Raw genomic sequence first — 22,822 nt, forward strand, 5'->3', positions numbered from 1 at the left:
ATAATAATTTATGACAACTGCTCTTAATAATCTAACACTAGATTTTATGCAATCTGAAAAAGGAAAGCATTCAAATTATAAATTGAATGCTATTCTTGGAATAAAGTACAATCATTTGAATAAATATAGCCATAATTTTTTAGTTCAATTCCAAAACATAAAAACTAATTTTGTAGAAACAGTTGAAGTTGCTCCTGAGCTTTTAAGATATAAATTTAAAATAGGTAATATATACAAAGAAGGTAAGTTTGTAAATAAAGATACGAATCAATTTGAAAAATACCTTGAAATTGATACTTCTAAAATGAAGGAACAAATACCTTTGTATAAAGTATTATCAAAAGATAGTATTAAAAGTATTTTAGGTGAGAGTGAATTTAATGCATTTAAATTTGGGAGTAATTATTGTTATGTACATGAAAATGAAGAAGAAAGATATGTAATTCCTTCATATATAGTAGCATTGTATTATTATTTTAGGTCTTCATCGATGAAAGAAGCTTTATATAAAAGTAATCCTTTTAATTTGTGTGATAGAAAGAATTCAAATCTTACAGATAAATCAAATGCTATTTTAGTTTTAGAATCAAATGCTTCAAAATTAGATGGACCATTTATCTACAGATTTTTAACAAATGAAATTTCACAAAAAGGATTTATTGATTTTTCTAGATCTATATCTTCTTTTAAAAATAAAATGGATATGGCAAATAAAGTTACAAATATCATCCCTATTACAGCACTATTTCCTACAAGAGAAACTTTCAATATTAAAATAAGATATCTTGAAATAAAAGATACATTATCAAATAAAAAGACTTATTTAGTAAATGAAATACAAAATGATGATTCAACTTTAGATTTTGAAAAGCTCACTGTTCTTAAAAAGAAGAGAAAAGATAGTGAAATTGACGCGGATGGTGAAGATAAATTAAATATCAAAGGTAGAAAACCTAGAAAAAGAAAAACTAATGTGGTTACAAGAACTCCATCATTAATTTATGGTACACACACAATTAAAGAACTTGAGAACAATCAAAACTTGTCATTATTAAATAAAGATATTACCTATGGATTACTTGAAGAAAAAGGTGGGAATATTTCAATAACAACTGGTGAAGAAAAAAAAGGAGAGATATCTGTAAGTTTTTCAAAAGGAATAAGTTCAGGAGATGAAACTGCTCAGCAAACAAAATTAGAAAATGATGATGAAAATAAAAATAATATATCTAAACCACCAATGTTTGATATTTTTTTAGAAAGTATAGAGTTTATTGAAAATTCAAATATTGTTAGTGAATTTTTATACGATGATATACCTAAAAATATTCCTGTAAGTTATACAAAAAATAATGAAATAATAAGTTCATGCATGATTAATAATAGAATAAAACAATATGTTAGTTGCTCTTTTGAGTATAATGATACTAGGATAGTTTTACTTGAAGTAGAGTCTGATAATAATGATTTTGCAACATGGGTTATATCTTCGGAAAAAACTATATTAGAAGAAGATATTGTAAAAATCCTTGAGATGAGATATTCAGAACAAAAACTTTTAGAAACAATAAAAGATGAGTATAATAATTTGAATAGTTTAAAATTTAATACTCATCGACATGCTCAAATCAATGATGAAAATGAACATGAAGAAGTTCTTGAGAGATGGGTGTTAAGATTATTGCATAAAGTTAGTAATTCTTAAAATAAAGCTTTTAGAGAGTAGATTTTATAATTTGGATATTCCTTAATATTAGGAAAAACTATTGCGCTTAGTTGATTTCCATAAACACAACCTGTATCTATTCCTAATGCAAATTTACTCTTTTTAATTTCTTGAAACCATTGATGTCCATAAACTATAAAACCTTGATTTCCATCATAAAGATCTGCCCAAAAAATTGATTTTTCATCTTCTTTCCCATAAGCTAGAAATTCATAATTTCCATCTAAATATCTAAGTCTTAGAATCTTTTGTTTATCTTTTTTTGATAAATTATCTAAATTCATATGATTCTGTAATCCACCATGGACAATAGTTATATTTTCAAATCTCAAAAAAAGTGGTAAGTTTTCTAAAAATTGAATATGTTTTTCTGTTAGATTATCTATAATATTTTGTTCATCATTATCTAAAACTATAGGATTTTTTTTATTTGATTTTTGATGATTGAAGTATCTTATGATTTTGTCTTCATGATTACCACGAATTGATTTAATATTATTCTTAATAATAAAATTAAGAGTTTTAACACTATTTTTTCCTTTTGTGATGATGTCACCAACACAAACTTCAATATCAACTTTTTGAGGATTTATTTGATTTCTAAGAGAGATGAATTCATCGTAACATCCATGAATATCTCCATAGATAATTAACCTACTCATTGAGTTTATCATCAAGAATTTTTAAAAGTTTTTTATGTTTTGCAATATTTATTCTAATTGTTTTACATAATTCTTCATCAAAAGTCATTCCATCTTCACCAGATTTAAAATATTTTCTTAATACTTTTCCATTATTATCTTTCTCTTCTAAAAGTGTCGCATGAGCGAACTTGTTTCTTAAATTTATTATTTCATTTTTATAACATTCTGAAAAATCTGTTAATGATAATTTATTTAAAATCCATCCTAACGTTTCTATTTTATAATCAGCACTAAAAACAAAATTATCTTTAATTAAGTTCTTAAATCCATTATTTTTATTTTTCCAATCACCATTTACGTATCCAAGTTTAGCTGAAAAATGCTCATTAATTCTTTCTAAGATACTATTCTTTAATTCATTTGTTTCAGATAAATTTGTATCAATATATTTTTTGATAATTTTAAGTTTTTCATTGTCCATTTCGCTTGTTTCATTCATTATCATTCCACGCATAACAACAATATCATGAAATTTCTGGATGGTTAAACTAATCAATAGTTTAATTTTTTCTACAACTTGTTTATGATGATTTTTTGTAGTTTGTAAAAATGAAATTCTATCTAGTTTATCTGTATTCTTTAAATCAGCTTGTGCAGTATAAAACAATATTTCAGTAAATATATGGCTTTCTTTTCTAATTTTTCTTACAACTTCATCACCATTCATATCTTTCATATGAAAATCAGTTAATATGAGGTCAAAGCTATCGTCTAACTTATGAAAAAAGTCATCCACTTCCTTTATAGTAATAATCTCAGCTTCAAAACCTTCATTTTCTAAGAAATCTTTAATTTTATTGATATGCCTATCTTCTATAAAAGCATCAATATTATCATCAAGCCAAAGAATCTTATACACTAATTTCATTATTTATCCTTATTGTAAATATAGAAAAACTTGATCCATCTGATTCTACAGAAATTGTTCCATTCATACTTTCTATTGTAGATTTTACATTATATAATCCTATTCCTGATCCATCTGTTGTTGTTGTTCCAAAGTCAAAAATATTATTAATGATATTTGGTTTTATTCCATTGCCATCATCTGAAATTTTTAATACAAGTTCACAATTATTTCTAATAAATTCAAATGAAATTATTTTAGCATTAGCATTTTCTGCATTTGAAATTAAATTATCAATTACTGTAGTTATTTCTAGAGGTATATATTTACATTTATATTCAATTTCATTTGTATTAATTTTGATTTCATTAAAATTAGTATCTATTATTTTTGATTCATTAATATAAATCTCATTAATATAATGATTGATAAAATTAACAATATCATCATCTTCTGCCTCAGTAGCTTGTACATTATAATTTGCTTTTGTAATAAAATTTGCAATGGATAATATTTTAGAAGATTCCATTGAAATAACTTTTAAAAAAGATTTTTCATCATTATTTAAAGAATCAACTCCTTTTTCTTCCAAGAATAACTGTAAATTATTTAGAATTCTACTCGTGGAATGTTTTATTTGATGCTGAAGACCTATTATATATTTTTTTTCAGTACCTAAAATTGAACCTTGAAAAGCATTATGTTTTTTCTTTTGATTTAATTTTTCTTCTGTTTCTTTTAATTGTTCCTCTAATTTAATTTCTTTTAGTTTTGCTTTCTTTCTATCGTCTCTAATTTTCTTTCTAAATAATTTATATAATTCTTGTTTTGTTTGTTTCTCTTCTTCCAGTTCTTCTTCGATACGTTTTTTTTGAACTAAAATATTTTTAAAACTATTTGATAAACTTTCATCATCAATATTTTTTGTTAATTTTTTTATAGCCTTTTGTGTATTTTCATCTAGTATTTCAGAAGATAAATTCCCAAAATTCTTTATAAAATCTTGTAATTTCTTATTTGTTTTTTCTTTATCATCTTCTATAAGATTTTCTATGAGTTCATCATTGATATATAAATCTAAAATATTTTTCTGATTAACAGTAAGCATTTGCTTAATAATTTCACTAGTATTTAAAATAGCTTCTTTTTTTTCAATTTTATAAATTTCATTAGATTCATCCCATTTTCCTTCTACAATCTCTTTTTGAATAGTAGGTTCTCTCATCCCTTCAGGTATTGAATCCCATTTTAAACCATCTACAACATACTTTTCTAATCTTTTTAATGTTGTGTAAAAGTAACCATTATATTTTCTATTTTGTTTTTCAGAATCTCTTATCAATTGTTTATAACTACTATTTTGAACTATTCCTTCTCTACTTGAAATAATTTTAAAGTTATTATTAAAATCATTTATTTCAATTCTTCCTAAAATTTCTCTATTGCCAAAATATCTTGCAGTTCCTTGTCCTTTTCTAACTTCAAGCCCAAATGCATCATTTTCTCTATCACCATAAGGAGGAATTCTAAATCCATTTATGAATAAATATACAGAACCAAATTCAACTGAATCAATACCTGTTTGCTTTTTAAAAAAACCTTTTGCATAAGGATTTAGATAATAAATAGTAATTTTAATGTCTTTTAAAAGTGGGAAATCTATATTTTTCTCTATAAGTCTAAAAATAGTTTCATTTTTATCTTTCAATTCTGTAACAATTTTACTTCCATCTTCCGATATAAAAGATTCTATAAATGTAGTTTTAAAATCTAACTTTTCAAATATTTGGTTTTTTACTTCGCCTGTAACTTTTTCATGATATGGTGTGCTACTATCTTCATTTAACTCATCAATAACATTTATAAAAATTTTAAAACTCTGCTCATCATATGATTGGTTTGGATTTATCAATCTTTCTAAACTATTTTTTAACCTCAAAAGTTTTGTTTTATCAATTTCGATATCACTAAACAAATTATTTTTTTTATTAAATTCGATCCATTCTTCATTTAAATCAGTTATCTGAATTATAGTTCCATGTTCAAAAATATCAAAGCCAGTTTCATTTTTAAATTCAGACTCATTTAGTTCTCTAATTAGTACTGGAATATCTTGAATTTGAATATCTATTCTATTTGCATCTTCAAAATCTTTCCAAGAAATTTTTAAATGAATAAAAATACCATTCTTCTGTTTAGTATAAAGATTTAATTTTTTTCCAAGTCTATCGCAAGAAAATCTACCTACACCTTTATTCCCAGCTTGGTAACGATTATTTTGAGTAAAATTTTCTTTTTTTGATGAATAGGCTATATTAAGCCATTTTGTCAATATATCATTTTCAGACATACCCATACCATCATCAATTATAATTAACTCTGATTGTTTATTTTTATCCTCAACTAAATTTTTAAATTTTATAATAACTTTTGTTGCTCCTGCATCATAAGAGTTTTTTACAAGTTCCATTACCGCTACATTATCATCATTAATTAATTCTTTACCAATGATATTTTTTATATGAGCATGTGTACTAAAAGAGACTTCTCTAAAATTAGATTTCATTTAAATCATATCCTTTAATACAAGTCCTGCTTGTTCAGCAAAAAGTGGTGGTATTGCATTTCCTATTTGAGTGTATCTTGGAACATCTGTTTTTCTTCTATCTCCACCAGTTGTATAACCACCTTTAAACTCATAGCTATCAGGAAAAGATTGGATTCTTGCATATTCTCTAACAGTCAAAATTCTTGGTTCGCAATAGTGAATATAATCATCAGGTAGAGTTGTTAATGTTGGTGTTGGAGAATCACTACATAGAGGAACAACTGTTCTTTTTTTTAGGTTGTATTTTGCTTTTATTTCATCTGATATATTTTTATTTGCTCGTCCAAAATTTAAAATGTATTGAAACTTTTCAATGGTCTCTTTTTTATGATTTGCAAATCTATGACTACTTGCTATTTTCTTCGTAAGATTCTTATCTTTACGCATTAGTTTTTGGTAGCTTGTTGCTGCTTTTGCATAAATACCTGCTCTAAAATTTTTAGTATCTGGAGATTCTTTTGTTCCATGGGATTGTAATAAATCAGAAATGGCATCACTTAGAGATACAGTGTCTTTTTCTAAATTCTTTGATTTAAAAAAATTTACTTTATTCTGTACTAATAGATCAAAAAACTTTTCTGCATTATCTTTTTTTGTTCCTACTAATATATATCTTTGTCTTTTTTGAGGAATTCCATACTCTGAAAAATCTACTATTCTACCTTTTACATCATAACCAAGTTGCTTTAACTTATTTACAACATGAACAGAATATGCTTCTCCTCTTTTACTACCATTTTTAAAACCAATAGTAAAACCTCTTACATTTTCAAAAAATAGAATTTTAGGTTGAACAAGTTCAATAAATTTTATATAAGAGTCTATTAATTTATTTCTATCATCTTCTTCTTTTCTTCTCCCCGCCATTGAAAAGCCCTGACAAGGTGGTCCACCCGCTACAAGAGAAACTTTTCCTCTTAAAGATTTTAGATTTTTTTGATGTTTTTCAATAATATTATTTATATCATGATTTTTTTTATCTAGCCAATTAGGCCAAGTGAAATTAGAATTTTTATTTATTAGATTATGTTCTAAAGTAGCAAAAGCATCTTTACTTTTTTCAACTGCAAATAAACCTTTCCATCCTGCATTATGAAGCCCCAAAGCAAGACCTCCACAACCTGAGAATAAATCTATGTAAATCAAAAATAAATCCTTACGAAGTAAATAATTTTTTTAATGTTAATTATATCTTTTTTATTTTAAATATTCACTTCTCTTTAAAATTTTATATAAATATTTATAAGATACCGCAAAAATCTATAAGGATGAATATGAAATTACAAGAAGCAATAAAATTATTTGAATCTCATTGTATATATGAAAAAAACTTAAGTGCTAAAACAATTAAGGCATATAGAATAGATTTAAATCAATTTTTAAAATATAAAAATAGTGAAGATATATCACTTGAAATGTTTGACAAGTTGTATTTAAAAGATTATATAAAATATTTATTTGAAAAGGAATTAAAAGCTAAAAGTGTAAAACGTAAAATTGGTACATTAAAAACTCTGTTTAATTTTTTTGAATTTGAAGAATTTATTGAGTTGAGCCCATTTAAAAAAATGAAATTATCAATAAAACTACCTAAGAGATTACCAATAACTCTTGATATAAAAGAATTAAGAAGATTTTTTAAATATATGTATGATTACAAGCAATCTTTATCTAAACAAGATACTTACACTTATAAATCTATAGTAAGAGATATAGCTGTAATGGAGCTGCTATTTGCAACAGGTATTAGAGTATCTGAACTATCTAATTTATTAAAGGAAAATATAAATATAAAAAAAGGTGTCATAAATATAATTGGAAAAGGAGATAAGGAAAGAATTATTCAAATATGTGATATTAATGTAAAAAATGCATTATATAATTACTACAGTCTATTTAAAAACGATATATTAAAAAATGGGTATTTCTTTATTAATAAATGGCATAATATTTTATCTGAACAGTCTATTAGATTTATGATAAAAAAATATAGTGAAAAAGCTCAGCTAAAGAAACATATTACCCCTCATGTTTTTAGGCATAGTTTTGCTACAGCTTTATTGGAAGAAAATATTGATATAAGATATATTCAAAAAATCCTTGGACACTCATCTGTTGTAACTACTCAAATATACACAAAAGTGAATTCAAAGCAGCAAAAAAAGATACTCTCAACAAAACACCCTCGCAGGCATTTTAATATATAAAAAAGAGTTTTATCGCTCTTTTTTATTAAAGGTTAGTAAAGAACTATCTATAACTAAATTAGAGGTTGAGATGAGTGAATTATTAAAATTAGGTGAAGAGCAAGGTCTATTTGAGTTTACAGAGAACAAAACTCATATTATTTATAAAACTACTCAGAATAAAGGGCTGGGGGCTAAACAACCTTGGAATGCAACAGAGGAAAAAGTAAGAGCTGAAGTTTTAACAAAATATATTCTTGAATATGAATACCCACTTAAAAACATAAAAATTGAAGTACCTGTTAAAAGAGGTAGTGGAGACAAAGATAAAAATAGAGCTGATATTATTATTTATACTGATGAAAAACATAAAAAAGATTTAGTAGTTATTGAAGTAAAAAATGAAAAATTTAAAGATATAAAAGAAGCAAAAGACCAAGCTATAAGTTATGCAAAATATAGAGGGGCAGAGTATGCGGTTGGAACTAATGGAAAAGATTTTATAACTATTCATTTAACTTCTGAAGAAGATAGAACTATAGAAAGCTTACCAAAATATGGTGGGGATTCTCCTAAATGGAAGTATATTCGAGGTGGAGAATTTAACGATATTAAACCAATGGATACGGATAAACTTAAAACTCTTTTAAAAGAGATTCATGATTATCTTTGGAATGGTGGAAAAAGAAATCCAGCAGAAGCATTTAATGAATTTAGTAAAATTGTATTTACAAAAATTATGGATGAAAAAGTAAATGAGTTAAGTTCAAATTATACAGAACACTATCAATTTCAAAAAGATAGAGATGAATCAAATGATGAATTGGAAATTAGAATAAAAGGGCTTTATAATCAACATAAAGAGAAAGATAAAAACGTTTTTGATGATCATTTAATTCTTGATGCAAATGAAATAGCTTTTTTAGTTGGAAAACTTGAACAATACAATTTAAATGGTACAGATTTAGATATAAAAGGAAAAATTTTTCAAGATTTTTTTGCAAATTTTTTCAAAGGTGATGCAGGACAATATTTTACGCCTATGAATATTGTAAGATTTATGGTAAATCTTTTTGATTTAAAAGAAGATGATTTAGTAATAGACCCAAGTTGTGGTAGTGGTGGATTTTTACTTCAATCTTTAGCACAAATGCAAGAAAAATCAAAAAAATTAAAAGACCCCGTACAAAGGCACAAATTTTGGCATAGTTTTGCAGAACATAACCTTTATGGTATAGAAATAAGTGGTGGTATTAGTAGAACTGCTAAAATGAATATGATTATACATGATGATGGTCATACAAATGTTATAACTCACGATGGACTTGATAGATTTGAGAATTTCCAAAAGAAAAATACATATTTTAAAGAGAATAGTTTTAACTATATTTTTACAAACCCACCATTTGGTTCAAATATCAAAGATGAAAAACCATATTTTAGCACCTATGAAAAATTTGCAAATTCAAATGTAGATTTTATAGATGCACTTATTGATAGCAAAGTAAGTAGTGATTTAAAAAATCAAAAAAGTGAGATTCTTTTTATAGAGAGATATTATCAGTTTTTAAAACCAGCAAAAGGGATAGTCGCTATGGTTTTACCTGATGGAATACTTACAAATTCATCTATGCAATATGTAAGAGACTATATCATTGAAAAATTCAAAGTTTTAGCCTCTTTTTCTCTTCCTCAACATACTTTTTCAAATTATGGTGCAGGTGTAAAATCTTCTATTTTAGTACTTCAAAAAAAATCAGAAGATGAAGAAAAAAAGTTTATAGATAAACAAGATAAAATTAGAAAAAAATATGTAGATATACATAAATCTCAGATATTAGCTATTAGAGAAGAGTTAAAAATAAAACTAGCTCCATTAAACCAAAACCTAAAACTTGAAAAGAAAAAAGATCCAATAGATGAAAATAAGATTTTACAAATCCAAGATAAAATAACAGAGCTAAAAGAGGAATACAAACTCAAAGAGGAGATAGTAAGAGACAAAATCTATGAAGCTGTAAATACAGATATGAAAAAAATAGAAAAATATCCTATATTTATGGCAATTATTGAAGAAATTGGAGAAGATGCAAAGGGTAAAAAAACTTGTGATTATGAAAAAACAGAACTTGCAAGAGTAAGTGAAGAGTTTAAAAAATTTTATAATGAAGTATGTATCAAAGGCAATATAAATTTTCACTAAGCCTCGATTTAGATAAAAATAAAATATTTTTAATAAATCGGGGCGATTTAAAAGATAGAATAGATCCGTTGTACAACAAATATATTTTACAATTTAAGTTAAATGAAATTGAAACTATCAAATTGAATGATGTTTTATTTGATAATCCTATGTATGGAGCGAATGAATCTTCGATTGAATTTAATAATTTTTGTAGATATATAAGAATTACAGATATAGATGAATTTGGACTTTTAAAAAAAGATGGAATCCGTTCTGCTGAAAAAGAAGAACTCAAATACAAAGTTCATTTAAATGATATTTTATTTGCTCGTAGCGGAGCAACTGTTGGAAAAGCTTATATTCATTTAGATAGTTCATTAAATGCTATTTTTGCAGGATATTTAATAAGGTTTAGAGTTAATGAAAGTTTATTGTTAAGTAAATTTTTATTCTATTTTACACAAACCACTATTTATAAAGAGTGGGTAAATGCAATTCAAAGAACAGCAGGACAACCAAATATTAACGCAGAAGAATATAAGTCTTTATTAATACCAAATTTGAAATTAGGTATTCAACAAAATATTATTGATATGATGGATAAAGCTTATGAATCAAAAAAACAAAAAGAAAAAGAAGCTCAAGGTTTATTAGATAATATTGATGATTACTTGTTTGATAAATTAGGCATCAAACTTCCAGTTAAGCCTGAAAATAATATAGAAAATATAACTTTTAAAGTTGGATTTGACGATATTTTTGGAGATAGACTCGATGCAGATAGTTACACAAGTTATTATCAAAATATTTTTGATACATTTGAAAAATCAACTTGTAAATTTACAACTTTAAAAACTATCACAAAAAAAATAAAAACAGGGACAACACCAGACCAAAAACTAGATGCTTTTACAATAGAAAAAGAGATAGTATTTTTAAGAAATTCAGATATTCAAGATGGAGAGATAATTGAAGATAAATTTAAATATATTAAAAATAATTTAGAAAAATATCTTACATTTAGTTATAAAAATGAGATTATTATTTGTATAGCTGGAACTATTGGAATAAGTGCATTAAATAGATTTGATAGATTAGCTATAAATCAAAATGTTTCATCTTTAACAATAGATGAAACACAAATAAATATAAACTTTTTGATTTCTTGGTTAAATACAAGAGTGGCTATTAGCTTACTTAAAAGATTAGCTTCAATAGCAACTATTGCTTATGTAAACAATCCAACACTTTTAAGATTACAAATTCCTTTACCTGCTATAACTATTCAAAATAAAATAGTAGATGAAATAAAACGAAGAAAGCAAAAGGCAAAACAGCTTCAAGAGGAAGCAAAACTTGAACTTGAAAATGCAAAAAAAGAGGTTGAAAGAATAATATTGGGAAATAATTATGAGTGTTGATTTTCCTATAATCGTAAATGCTTTAAGAAAAAAAGTTTTTAATCATACCGTTGCAAAAACCTATCTAAAACTCAAAGAGATAGCACAACTAAGAACTTATGATGAGGGTTATCAAAGAAAAAGAGACAGCGAACATGAAGCTAAAATAATCAAATATTTAGAAAAAAGTTCAAATAGATATTTGCCTGATATTATTTTGGTTATTAGGCACGATGAAATAAAATTTGAGGAAAAAGTTTTATTAAATAATGCTATTTTTAAAATAAATGAAGATATTAATGGTATTTTAAAAATAACTCTAAAAAACAAAGACTCTCTTTCAAATATAAAAATAATAGATGGAAATCATAGAGTTTCGGCTATCAAAAAAATACTTCAAGAAAATTCAGCAAGTGAACTATCAGATTTTGAGATAGGTGTAACTTTTATTTTTACTCATGACAAACAAAGTGATTTTGAAGATGAACTTGCACTTTTTTATTATTTAAATTCAAAGGCAAAAACACTTTTACCAAATGATTATTTAAATGAGGCAACAGCAAATTTAACAGATTCTAAAGCAAAAGAAATAGATTGGTGGCTATATATATTTAAAAAATCACAAAACACACTTACAGAAATTTTTCAAGATAAATTTAGTGATAAATCAGATATCCAGGATATTATGATATCATCTAGTAATTATTTAGCAAAAAAAATACAGGTTGATGATTTGGAAGCAATGCCTATATTTTTCGACATACTTAGAGATCTAAAAGAATCTCCACTTATTAAAAATATAATTAATGATATGATTAAAACTAAGAAACTTTATACTTTTATCAATATTGCGTTTTTTATATCTCCAAAAATGGGAAATATATTCGAATTATCTTGTGAAATCAATGATTTTTATAAATGGCTAAAAAATAAAGCAAAATTAGAAGAGTTTGATAATTTTGAAAATCTTTATAAAACATATAAAGAAACATATATTCCAGAAGATTATAAAATATTTATTGCAATGGAATTTACAGCTAATGATAGTGTTTTTAAAGCAATAGAGGGAACAATAAAACAGGTTGCAAAAGAGATAAATAAACCTTTAGAGAGTATAAGAATAGATAGACTTCATAAAGGTACCTCATATCAAATTATGGATGAAATTTTAGACCAAATTCAACACAATAGACTTTTGATAGCAGATATTACAAATATGAATGCAAATGTATATTTGGAAGTTGGCTATGCCATGGGATTGGCTAAAGCAAAGAATTTATCAAATCAAATAATGTTGTTTGTAAAAGACAATGGTAATGATACTAAAGTAGGTTTCGATTTACAAAGTTATCAACAAAATAGATATAAAGATACTGAAGATTTAAGAGAAATATTGGAAAAACAATTAAAAATCTATTTTTCTTGATAAAACATAAATATGTTTCTTAATAAATATTTCTAAGCAAAAAAATAAAAAATAGTTCTTTACTATCTTGTATTAATTTTTTTATATTATAGCAATAATAACTCTATTTTGATATATAAATAATACTAGTTTTAGTTTTTAAAATTTCAATGATTTATAAATCTTATTAAAGCCTTTGTGGATACTTGGATGGCACCCAACAATTTCGGCAATATTTATAATATTAACTCTTTTACCAATATTTTTTAAATATTTTATTGCTCCTAAAACTTCACTTTCATTTATTTTTCTACCGATTTTATTTTGCTTAGGTATGAGTTCTGATATTAAATTTTTGTACCAAAAAGGTATATAATTTAAACCATGTGTAAACTCTTTATATGTTAATTTATTTAATACAATAAAATCATTAAAGTTGTTTGGGAAATTCTGAAATAAATAATAAATCATACTGTTTAGATAAAATGATTTGTAAATAATGCTTGATTTTTTTGAATTATATATTTTTGATTTTTTACATATTTCGTGATAATTATTTAACATAGTAAAATTTGTTAATTTTAAATTTTCTTTTCTATCTAATAAAGATGATAATTTACAAAATATATTAAAAAACATTACAGACCAAATTTTTTGACCATTGATTTCAAAATATCCTTTTTGTAAACCATCTTCAAACCACTTTATAGCCTCAAGCCCATATTCATCTGGTAAATTATCTTGATAAGTCTCGGTTAAACTCAAATTTGCACTGCAGTTACCACAACAGTTTACTTTATTGCCCACTTTTATTCTTAATAGTTTTATTGGCTTATAACAATGCCAGCATCTATCTGTTAAAAAAATTCCATGTTTGGAACAAGCTGTGTAAAAAAAGTATCTCCATTTTTTTCTCCAATATGGTGTTTTATCTTCTCTTAAACATTTAGGGCAGTACATTAATCCATAATGGGTTCTTTTATCTACAAGCCTTCTTATTTGATGAGGCGGATATAGGCTTTGGTTTATGAAGAGATATCCTTCTTGTCCTCTTAGTGACATATTCAATAACTCATTTTTAGCTAAGATACTCTTTTCTAAAAGATAATCAAAAAAAATTTGGTCATTATAGAAGTCGATATCTCTTCTTGTATATGAACTTTTTCTATTATCATTAAGATATAAATTAAAAAATGTTGTAGGATATTTATAATGAATATGAGCCATTCTTGTAAGCCATGAGCTTAAAAGTTCATCTTCTAAAGGTTTTAAATGTACTTTAAAAGGATAATTTAATGCTTTTTTGAAATCATAAAATCTCCTTTATCTCTTTTTTTGTAATCTTTTCACTTTTAGTTCTAATTGCATAAATAGAAGCATCTTTTAATATATCAATAACTTCTCCAATACATCCATTTGAAAGTTCATGAAGATATGTTAGTAGTTCATAATTTTGATAAAGATTTGATGCTTTTTTTAAAGGTAACATGGCTTCTATAGTAGTTATAAATCTTGAAAAATTTTCATCATTATTCCAATTTGGTAATTCCAAAGGTTTAAATCTAGATTTTGTTTGATTATCTATAGATATAGCTGACATAGCATCTTGAGTTCCTGCAAGTATTATTGGAATTGCGGTTGTATTATTCAAAGTTTTCAATGATGTTATCAGTTGAGTCATTTTATTGTATGGACCTTGTAATACATTTTGAATTTCATCAATTATAATAAGCTTTGTTTTCATTATTCCTAAATTATAGATAACTTCCTCTTTTTTCTTTATAGCTTTTTCTTTATGATTGACTGGAACATTCATCGCAGATAAAATTTTACTAAACATTACTGACTCATCAGAAGAAGATTCAGAAATTACATATAAAATAGGCATTAAATGAATTAAATCTCCATCTTCATCTATATATTCATCTTTTGAGAAATCTCTATAAAATTTTTTTAAAATTGCTGTTTTACCATTATTACTATCTCCATATAAAAGCATACCTCTGCTTCTAATACTTTTTGGAGCATTAAAAATATCTTGCATTTTTAATAAAACTTTGTTTGCTAAAGGGTAATCTATCCATTTGTCTTTTTGAATAAAATAAATTCTTTCTTCATCGCTCATTTCCAAATATTTTCTAAATTGTGGTGCAAGATTTGGATTCATTGTTAATCTTCCTCTATTAAATCAAATGTAAATAAGTCAGGTTTTATATTAGTTAATGGAATTTGTTCAAATTTTTTATCATCTAGATCATTTTTCTTTTTTTCAAATATTTTTTCTTGAGTTCTTAATTTTTCATCTAAATGTTTTTTTGAACTTTTTTGTCGTCTAGCTTTTTTTGTTTGTATTTTAGAATTTTCTTCAATTTTTTTCATTCTGTGATATGTTTGGAATAAAGTTGTTTCATCAATAGAATGAGTTTCCCCTTTATCTGCTTTAATTTTTGCAATAGTATTTCTTAATTCATAAAGATTAATTTTTGGATTCTTAATATTTCTATATGGTATCTCAAAATATTTATTGATATCAGGGTCATAAAAATATATTTTACTAATATCTCTTGGATCTCTTTTGCATATAAATAATCTACTAGAAGCTTTTTTAGATGCTCCTTGGGGAATTATCCATTTTCGTAAAACTTCAGAAAAATATGTAACGTGATCGATTGTAATACCAGTTTTTTGTACAGTTCTTTCTATAGAAGGTAATAATGAGTATCGCAAAGTTTTTGTATCTTCAACTATTGGAGGTAATCCAGTACCAGGATAATCGCCTAATCCAAAAATTCCTTCTAAATATTTTTCTTCAGGTGTCATACCTAGTTCACTATGTTCTTTTTTATGATAAACATTAACAACTAATTCTGTAAACCATTGTTCAAATTCGCCAATAGTCATAGCGGCATTTTTTTGTGAATTATAATTTCCTTTATGAATAATATTTGCAAAAGTTGTACCTGATAAAGTATGTACTTCACTACTTAATGTTCTAAAAACTCTTTCGACGTTTGCACCATAGAAGCTTCTACCTACGGGTCTCCAATCAATTTGAATAGAATATTGTTCACAAAATCTAGTTAAATCTAGACCTCTAAATTCTTTTGCGTTATCGGTAGATATTTCACGAGGTAAACCATAAATACCCCATTCTCCATTAACATTTTGCTGTTTTAAAAAATCATCTTTTGGCATAATCATATTCAAAATACATTGACCAGTATTAAAAAAGCTAGGAGCTTCATATGAAATATAAAATCCCATTATCATTCTACTAAAAACATCAATTCCTAAAGTAAGATAAGCTCTTCCAATAGATTCTCTATTTTCTTCATCTACTAAATCCAAATCCAATGGAGTATGGTCTATTTGGACAAGTTCTAAAGGAAAATTTCCTCTTGGATTCTTTCCTGGCATTCCATGAGTATCTTGAACTTTTTTTAAATCTCTTTTTTTTGTGATATCTTTTATACTTAAATTAGCGATTCTTTTTCTAAGAGTATTTATATGAGGTGGTTTTAATTGAGCATTATGAAATTTTTCTTGAATAATTCTGTAAATATAAGGGATAGAATATTTTTGAGAATTCAAATAATATTCATCGATAATAGATTTTATAATTGCATCATCTTCTTTTGGTAATCTATTTTGCTTTGGTCCACCTCTATTTTTAAAATTTGGAACTAATGAACTTGTTGTGCCTGTTTTTTTATAATCTTGTATCCATCTATATATTGTAGGAATTGATATATTATATTGATTTGCAACTATTTCAATATCATTTCTATTATTTCTTTTATCATGTAAAAAAGGTTTTATGATTTCATATTTTTTGTTAGCTTCTTCCCATTCTTTTTTATCAAATAAACTAATATCAATTTCTTTGGTGTCAGGTTTTGATTTTAAATTTTGTATTTTCAAAACTTTAAATTCATAAGGAAATTCTACCTCTTTACCTAAAATTTCTTTTGTAGATATTTGATTTGATATTTCATATTCTTTATTTTCATAATAAACTTTTGAGCCAATTTTTAAAGATATTTTATTCATTTTTTAGCCTAATTATAGAGTTCATTCCTATTTGTTCTGTTTTATAATTTATATCTATAATATTATTAAATACTAGTTTCCATATAGATGGTAAAAATTTTGCTTGTTCAAATTTATTATTTGAAAGAAGAGATAATAATTCGGTAATAGTTGTATATTGACTAGATTTTAAAGTTTTTACAATAAATGTCTCTTTTTCATCATCTTTTAGATTGAAAGCAAAAGAATATAAAAATTCCATATTTTTTAATGCTACTGGATCAATTGATGTTTCATTAAAGATACCAAAGATTAAGTTGTTTTCATTTGAATATAGTGTTGCTTGTTGAAATTTTATTTTAAGTTCATCTTCTTTTTCTATAAGTTCACTACTATATTTAACTTCAACTAGTTTCGATTTACTATTTTTATAATTGATAAGGCAATCAGGGCAATAAGTTGTTTTCCTGTTTTTATTTGTATATTCAATAATTACAGGTTGTTCCAGGTAATTTAATACATTTTCATCAAATTCTAATGATAAAAATAGTTTTTTTTCTAACATAGATTCAAAGAATATACTTCTAGAATTTTTTTTACTAGGAAAATACCCAGTTACTGACATAAAAGTTTTCTTTGCTTTTCTTTTTGGTAATTTATTATTATTAATTTCCATATTTATACCTTTGGTATTATTATATAATGTATATTATAAAAGTATAAGAATTTTTATTTTACAATCTAAAAGTTTAATGGAAAAAATGAAAGCTTATATAATAGGATTTAAATGGATTATTTAAAAAAAACAGATTTATTAATAAATAATGTATCTCACATGTTTTGTCAAAAGCAATAAGGATTGATAATAAAAATTTGAACGAATGTAGGTAAGAAAATTCTTATCTACTTCTTATCTTTTCTCCAATACCACACCACTTTCTATATGTTCAGTGAATGCAAACTGGTCAAAAAGAGCAAAATTCACTATTTTATGAGTAAGTGTCAGTTCTTCTAAATCTCTATGCAAAGTTTCAGGATTACAAGAGATATAAATTATATTTTCAAAGTTTTTTGCTAAGTTTCTTGTTGTATTATCTAGTCCACTTCTTGGTGGATCCATAAATATTGTAGAGAAATCATAAGATTTTAAATCTATATTTTTTAATCTATTAAAAGCTCTTTTCTCTTCCAAAGCTTCCACAAACTCCTCTGCACTCATTCTTATAAATTCTATATTTTCTATATTTTCTATATTGTTTAGTTTACAATTTCTAAGAGCTGATTTTATAGAGGTTTTTGATATTTCTGTTGCTAAAACTTTATTGAATTTTTTTGATAGAGGAATTGTAAAATTCCCACCACCACAATATAGCTCACATAAATCTTTATTATTTTTAGGAATATTTTGTAAAACCCACTCAATCATCTGTATATTTACATTTGTATTTGGTTGAGTGAAGCCATTTTCTTCATAGGCAAAGTGAAATTCTTGGTTTTGGATATTTAAAGTTTCATTGATAAAATCACTACTTAAAACTATTTTTTGTTTTCTACTTCTTCCAATTATTTTTATATTTAGTTTAGTTTCTAGCTCACATGCTAGTTTTATCCAGTCATCTTCTAATTTTTTGTGATAAATTAAAGTTACAAGTATATCAGAAGTAGAACTCACTAAAAATTCAATAGCAAAAAGCCTAAAAGATAGAATCATACTGCTTTGTAACTCTTCTAAAATTTTTGGCATAAGATTTGCAATATCTTGGTTTACCATAGAGCAAGAGTCGATTTCTAAAATCTCTTTGTTAAAATCATTCATAGCAAAAGATAAAATATCTTTCTCTCCTTGCTCATCTTTTTCCCACCAAATTCTAAACTCTGCACGATTTCTAAAGTTTTTAGGTTCACTTTTTATAATATTAAAATCCAAGTTTGTAAGATTTGAGAACCTCTCTTTTTCTCTTTGTATTTTATAGTTTAGTTGCTCATCATAAGTTTTATCATATAGTGTACAGGAAGCACAAGTTCCAAAATATTTACAATTCATTAAAATTTAATCCTTTATTAAAAGTTGTATTATATGGAAATATTGGTAAAAATAGATATAATCTAGGAATTTTAAAAAAGAAGATTTATGAAAAATAGTTGGCAAGAAGATTTAAAAATATTATTAAACTGCGATTTAAAAACACTATATCCATTAGCTAGAAGTTTAAATCGAAGATTGGAATTTTATGTAGGACCTACAAATAGTGGAAAAACATACAATGCTATGAAAAAGTTAAAAGAGGCAAATAGTGGACTTTATTTAGCACCTTTGCGACTTTTAGCACTTGAAGGTTATGAGGATTTAAAAGAGGCTAAAATAGAGGCTTCACTTATAACAGGGGAAGAGCAACAATTAAGTGAAGATGCAGCTCATATTTGTTCAACTATTGAGATGTTGGATTTTGATATGGAAGTTGATGTTGCAGTTATTGATGAAGTTCAAATGCTTGAAGATGATGATAGAGGTTGGGCTTGGGTAAATGCTATTATTGGAGTTCCTGCTAAAAAAGTTATTATGACGGGAAGTGTAAATGCTCTTGAAGCTATAAAAAAGATTGCACAATATTTAGGTGAAGATTTAGAAATTGTAAAACATAAAAGAAAAAACCCTTTAATAGTTCTTGAAAAATTTACTAGCCTTGATAGACTTGAAGATGGAACAGCTTTGATAGCTTTTTCGAGGGCAGAAGTTTTAAAACTTAAACAAAGACTTCAAAAAAAATATTCTGTTTCAGTTATCTATGGAAATCTATCACCAGAAGTGCGTCGAGATGAAGCAAAAAGATTTAGAAGAGGTGAAAGCCAAATATTAATAGCAACAGATGCTATTTCTATGGGGTTAAATCTTCCTATTAAAACTATTCTTTTTACAACAGATACAAAGTTTGATGGTGTTAGAAAAAGAAAAATAAGTGTAAATGAGATAGTTCAAATAGCAGGTCGAGCTGGGAGGTTTGGACTTTTTGAAGCAGGATATTTAGGTGCAACAAGAAGAGATATTTTAAATTATATAGAAGAGGAGTTTGAAGCTCCAATAAAAACTATAAAACCACCATTTAAAGTAAAGATAAATAATTCTCAACTTGAAAGCCTTTCTATGCACTTAAAAACAAAATCTTTAGGAAAAGTTTTAAACTTTTTTGCTTTGAATATGAAGTTTGATGGTCCTTTTGAAGCTGCAAATTTATCAAGTATGCTGGAAGCTTCAAGAATAGTAGATAGCAAAGAGGGGTTGAGTTTGGAAGAGAAATATCTCTTAGCTCAAGCTCCAATTACTACAAAATCGACTATTATTTTACAAGCATATAACTCATATATTGCAAGTGTAATTAAAAAAAGAGTAAATCATTATAAACCCTCTATTACTTTACCTAAAAAAGCAATTACACAAAAAGATTTGCTTTTGGTTGAAGATGAAGTTAAAAAAATATCATTGTATCTTTGGCTTTCATATAAACTACCAAATCTTTTCCCTGATCATGATAAAGCTTTTATTTTAAGGAACTCTTTTAACTCTTTTATTGAAAAATCTCTAAAAGGGACTCTTTTAAGTGATGATAGTTTTGAAGAGAGAAGATTTGAAAGAGATAAAGGTAAAACTAAAGATAGAAATAGCAAAAAAGATTTCTCAAAAAATAAAGAGAAAAGCGATAAAAAAGTAAACCCTTTTCAAAAAAGAGCCAGAAAAAGTTTTTAATTCAAATTTAGATAAAATATTAGCATTTTACAAAAAGGGTTTTGGTGTTTAAATTTTTTAAGGTTGATGAAGAATCTTTTTACAAAGAGATATTTACTGATAAATTTGATAGTGTAAAATTAGAAAAAGCTATTAAAAAAGGTATTGATATAAATAAACAAGATGAAAATGGTAATAGTTTACTATTTTTACTTGTATCTTTAAAAAAATATGATGCTATAAAATTACTCTTAAATAATGGTGTTGATATTTATTTAGAAAATAAATTTAAAAAAACTCCATTAGATGAAGCTTGTGAAAAAAGTGATGGTGCAATGGTTCGCTTTTTGCTTGAAAATGGTTATGATATAAATGCTAAAAACTCTATTGGAAGAACTATTTTACAAAGTACAGCTATTTTGGCAAATGAGAAGATTTTTCAAGTTTTAATGACATATAAACCAGATTTCAATATAAAAGATAGTGAGGATAAAACTGTTCTTTTTCATGCTGTTGAAGGTAAAAATCTAAATATTTTAAGAGATGTTGTAAATAATGTTGAAGATATAAATTCATTAGATAATAACTACCAAACAGCACTTTTTTATGCTGTTTTAAAAGATGACCCAAATATTGCAATAACTTTAATAAATCACGGAATAAATGTAAATTTTTTGAATAAAGCTGGAGAAAATGTACTTTTTAATGCAATTATTCTAGGAGAGTTAAATATCTCTCTTATTGAAACTTTGATTAAAAAGAATATAAATCTGAATATTATTGATAATAAAAATAGAAATATTATTGATGAACTTCTATATATAGTTGATTTACAAGCAAATGAAGTAAAAAATTTAGAAGGAAGATATAAACTTATTTCACCAAAAAGGGACTATTTATCTTTAGCGTTATTATTTATTGAAAATGGTTTACAAATTGATACTGTTGATATTAATGGAAAAACAACTTTACAAAAAGAGATAGATAATAAAAATTTTACAAATGCAGATTTTTTAATAAAATGTGGGGCAAATGTAAATACCACAGATGAGAATAATAGAAATATTATTTTTAATGAGATTTTAAAAGGTTATTCAAACTATAAAATGATAGATTTTTTAGTTGCTCGTGGTGCAAATGTTGATATTAAAGATATTGATGAAAGAAGTGTTATTGATATTATTGTTGAGCTAATTGCAGTTACTAAAAACTTCAAAAAACTAACTCCTCAATTAGCAACAATTTTTAAAGAGGGTGAAAAATACGATATTTTACTCAAAAAAGTTCTTACTTGTAAACCAAATATAAATATTCCAAGACTTGATGGAACAAATGTTCTATTCGATTTAGTACTTTATAATGATTTTGAAACTTTGAAAATCATTATAAATTATGGAATAAATATAAATTCTCAAGATAAAAGCGGAAGAACCCCTTTAGCATTTATGGTTGAAGATGGATTAAATATAAGAGAAAAAAAAGAGAAAGATATTTTTTTAGAAAGATTAGTAAACTTTTTAAAATATCGTGTTAGTGTAGATATTCAAGATAATGAAGGTAGAACAGTAATTCACAAAGCTGTTATTGCAAATGATATCTCTGTTGTTGAAAAATTGCTTACAAAAAAAGCAAATTTAAGTTTAAAAGATATTCATGGACGAACAGCACTTCATCACACTCAATGGAAAGGAAATTTTCAAATAGCAAGATGGTTAATTGCTGCTGGAGCTGATATAAATCAGCCAGATAATAGTGGATTTACAATTTTAAATTATGCTGCTATTTTTGGACATGCGAAGCTTATTATGACTTTAGTTGCTGCTGGAGTTTTAATGTATAATAAAAATGTAAAAAATAGAAAAGTAGCACAATTTTTTAAAGATAGAGAGAAAAATCTTGATAAGATGATTTTAGAAAATTCTGCTGATGGATATGTAAAAAGTACTTTAGAATCGGTTGTTGAAAATTTGAAAAAAGAAGTTAATGAAGCTTTAGCTTAAAATTTATATAA

General features: G+C 25.3%; 15 protein-coding genes and 1 pseudogene. 7 read left to right on the forward strand and 9 right to left on the reverse strand.

All coding sequences use genetic code 11. From position 1 onward, the window contains the following. Window positions 1–10 precede the first annotated feature (10 nt). Complete coding sequence (locus AFAEC_RS00690) at window positions 11–1,705, forward strand: hypothetical protein (RefSeq protein WP_026806738.1); 1,695 nt, start codon at window positions 11–13, stop codon at window positions 1,703–1,705. Here the strand turns inward: AFAEC_RS00690 and AFAEC_RS00695 are convergent. The 4 genes from AFAEC_RS00695 to AFAEC_RS00710 are packed head-to-tail and all read right to left on the reverse strand — an operon-like array spanning window position 1,702 to window position 7,031. Next, window positions 1,702–2,400 (reverse strand): metallophosphoesterase, encoded by a 699-nt coding sequence (locus AFAEC_RS00695; RefSeq protein WP_051487633.1) that lies wholly within the window; start codon window positions 2,398–2,400, stop codon window positions 1,702–1,704. The genes AFAEC_RS00690 and AFAEC_RS00695 overlap by 4 nt on opposite strands. Then, window positions 2,381–3,298 (reverse strand): response regulator, encoded by a 918-nt coding sequence (locus tag AFAEC_RS00700; protein WP_026806736.1) that lies wholly within the window; start codon window positions 3,296–3,298, stop codon window positions 2,381–2,383. Before AFAEC_RS00700 ends, AFAEC_RS00695 begins: the two co-directional genes overlap by 20 nt. Further along, complete coding sequence (locus AFAEC_RS00705; RefSeq protein ID WP_026806735.1) at window positions 3,282–5,843, reverse strand: sensor histidine kinase; 2,562 nt, start codon at window positions 5,841–5,843, stop codon at window positions 3,282–3,284. Before AFAEC_RS00705 ends, AFAEC_RS00700 begins: the two co-directional genes overlap by 17 nt. Further along, window positions 5,844–7,031 (reverse strand): DNA cytosine methyltransferase, encoded by a 1,188-nt coding sequence (locus tag AFAEC_RS00710; RefSeq protein ID WP_026806734.1) that lies wholly within the window; start codon window positions 7,029–7,031, stop codon window positions 5,844–5,846. Window positions 7,032–7,159: 128 nt separating this feature from the next. On the opposite strand from AFAEC_RS00710, the gene AFAEC_RS00715 reads away from it, so the two are divergent. From AFAEC_RS00715 to AFAEC_RS00730, 4 genes are all read left to right on the forward strand, one after another. Continuing rightward, window positions 7,160–8,092: a tyrosine-type recombinase/integrase gene (locus AFAEC_RS00715; protein ID WP_026806733.1), complete on the forward strand. Its 933-nt coding sequence runs from the start codon at window positions 7,160–7,162 to the stop codon at window positions 8,090–8,092. Between the two features lie 70 nt (window positions 8,093–8,162). Then, window positions 8,163–10,274, forward strand: a complete 2,112-nt coding sequence (locus AFAEC_RS00720; RefSeq protein ID WP_026806732.1) for an N-6 DNA methylase — start codon at window positions 8,163–8,165, stop codon at window positions 10,272–10,274. Next, window positions 10,244–11,677 (forward strand): restriction endonuclease subunit S, encoded by a 1,434-nt coding sequence (locus AFAEC_RS00725; protein WP_026806731.1) that lies wholly within the window; start codon window positions 10,244–10,246, stop codon window positions 11,675–11,677. Before AFAEC_RS00720 ends, AFAEC_RS00725 begins: the two co-directional genes overlap by 31 nt. Next, complete coding sequence (locus AFAEC_RS00730; RefSeq protein ID WP_026806730.1) at window positions 11,667–13,082, forward strand: DNA sulfur modification protein DndB; 1,416 nt, start codon at window positions 11,667–11,669, stop codon at window positions 13,080–13,082. The genes AFAEC_RS00725 and AFAEC_RS00730 overlap by 11 nt, the downstream gene beginning before the upstream one ends. 138 nt (window positions 13,083–13,220) lie before the next feature. On the opposite strand, the pseudogene AFAEC_RS00735 reads toward AFAEC_RS00730, so the two are convergent. The 5 genes and pseudogenes from AFAEC_RS00735 to trmA form a co-directional block, all read right to left on the reverse strand. Next, a pseudogene (locus AFAEC_RS00735) lies at window positions 13,221–14,324 on the reverse strand (TniQ family protein); the annotation flags it as partial. A gap of 46 nt (window positions 14,325–14,370) precedes the next feature. Continuing rightward, entirely contained in the window at window positions 14,371–15,228 is an 858-nt protein-coding gene (locus AFAEC_RS00740) for a TniB family NTP-binding protein (protein ID WP_026806728.1), read from the reverse strand. Between the two features lie 2 nt (window positions 15,229–15,230). Next, the gene (locus AFAEC_RS00745) at window positions 15,231–17,111 is read right to left on the reverse strand and encodes a Mu transposase C-terminal domain-containing protein (protein ID WP_051487636.1); all 1,881 of its coding nucleotides are present in this window, start codon (window positions 17,109–17,111) and stop codon (window positions 15,231–15,233) included. Next, window positions 17,104–17,766: a heteromeric transposase endonuclease subunit TnsA gene (locus tag AFAEC_RS00750; protein WP_026806727.1), complete on the reverse strand. Its 663-nt coding sequence runs from the start codon at window positions 17,764–17,766 to the stop codon at window positions 17,104–17,106. The genes AFAEC_RS00745 and AFAEC_RS00750 overlap by 8 nt, the downstream gene beginning before the upstream one ends. A 234-nt stretch (window positions 17,767–18,000) precedes the next feature. Then, window positions 18,001–19,134, reverse strand: a complete 1,134-nt coding sequence (gene trmA, locus AFAEC_RS00755; RefSeq protein ID WP_026806726.1) for a tRNA (uridine(54)-C5)-methyltransferase TrmA — start codon at window positions 19,132–19,134, stop codon at window positions 18,001–18,003. An 87-nt stretch (window positions 19,135–19,221) separates the two neighbouring features. Between trmA and AFAEC_RS00760 the strand changes: the two genes are divergently transcribed. Next, on the forward strand, window positions 19,222–20,832 hold the full coding sequence (locus AFAEC_RS00760; RefSeq protein WP_051487638.1) for a helicase-related protein: 1,611 nt from the start codon (window positions 19,222–19,224) through the stop codon (window positions 20,830–20,832). Between the two features lie 44 nt (window positions 20,833–20,876). Next, window positions 20,877–22,811, forward strand: a complete 1,935-nt coding sequence (locus AFAEC_RS00765) for an ankyrin repeat domain-containing protein (protein ID WP_026806725.1) — start codon at window positions 20,877–20,879, stop codon at window positions 22,809–22,811. Window positions 22,812–22,822: the final 11 nt, after the last annotated feature.

The organism is Aliarcobacter faecis (genome assembly GCF_013201705.1).
Lineage (GTDB): Bacteria > Campylobacterota > Campylobacteria > Campylobacterales > Arcobacteraceae > Aliarcobacter > Aliarcobacter faecis.

Bases quoted from the DNA above. Each gene is read 5' to 3' on its own strand.
- AFAEC_RS00690 (WP_026806738.1), top strand. From the start codon at position 11: ATGACAACTGCTCTTAATAATCTAACACTAGATTTTATGCAATCTGAA.
- AFAEC_RS00695 (WP_051487633.1), bottom strand. From the start codon at position 2,400: ATGATAAACTCAATGAGTAGGTTAATTATCTATGGAGATATTCATGGA.
- AFAEC_RS00700 (WP_026806736.1), bottom strand. From the start codon at position 3,298: ATGAAATTAGTGTATAAGATTCTTTGGCTTGATGATAATATTGATGCT.
- AFAEC_RS00705 (WP_026806735.1), bottom strand. From the start codon at position 5,843: ATGAAATCTAATTTTAGAGAAGTCTCTTTTAGTACACATGCTCATATA.
- AFAEC_RS00715 (WP_026806733.1), top strand. From the start codon at position 7,160: ATGAAATTACAAGAAGCAATAAAATTATTTGAATCTCATTGTATATAT.
- AFAEC_RS00720 (WP_026806732.1), top strand. From the start codon at position 8,163: ATGAGTGAATTATTAAAATTAGGTGAAGAGCAAGGTCTATTTGAGTTT.
- AFAEC_RS00725 (WP_026806731.1), top strand. From the start codon at position 10,244: ATGTATCAAAGGCAATATAAATTTTCACTAAGCCTCGATTTAGATAAA.
- AFAEC_RS00730 (WP_026806730.1), top strand. From the start codon at position 11,667: ATGAGTGTTGATTTTCCTATAATCGTAAATGCTTTAAGAAAAAAAGTT.
- AFAEC_RS00740 (WP_026806728.1), bottom strand. From the start codon at position 15,228: ATGAATCCAAATCTTGCACCACAATTTAGAAAATATTTGGAAATGAGC.
- AFAEC_RS00745 (WP_051487636.1), bottom strand. From the start codon at position 17,111: ATGAATAAAATATCTTTAAAAATTGGCTCAAAAGTTTATTATGAAAAT.
- AFAEC_RS00750 (WP_026806727.1), bottom strand. From the start codon at position 17,766: ATGGAAATTAATAATAATAAATTACCAAAAAGAAAAGCAAAGAAAACT.
- trmA (WP_026806726.1), bottom strand. From the start codon at position 19,134: ATGAATTGTAAATATTTTGGAACTTGTGCTTCCTGTACACTATATGAT.
- AFAEC_RS00760 (WP_051487638.1), top strand. From the start codon at position 19,222: ATGAAAAATAGTTGGCAAGAAGATTTAAAAATATTATTAAACTGCGAT.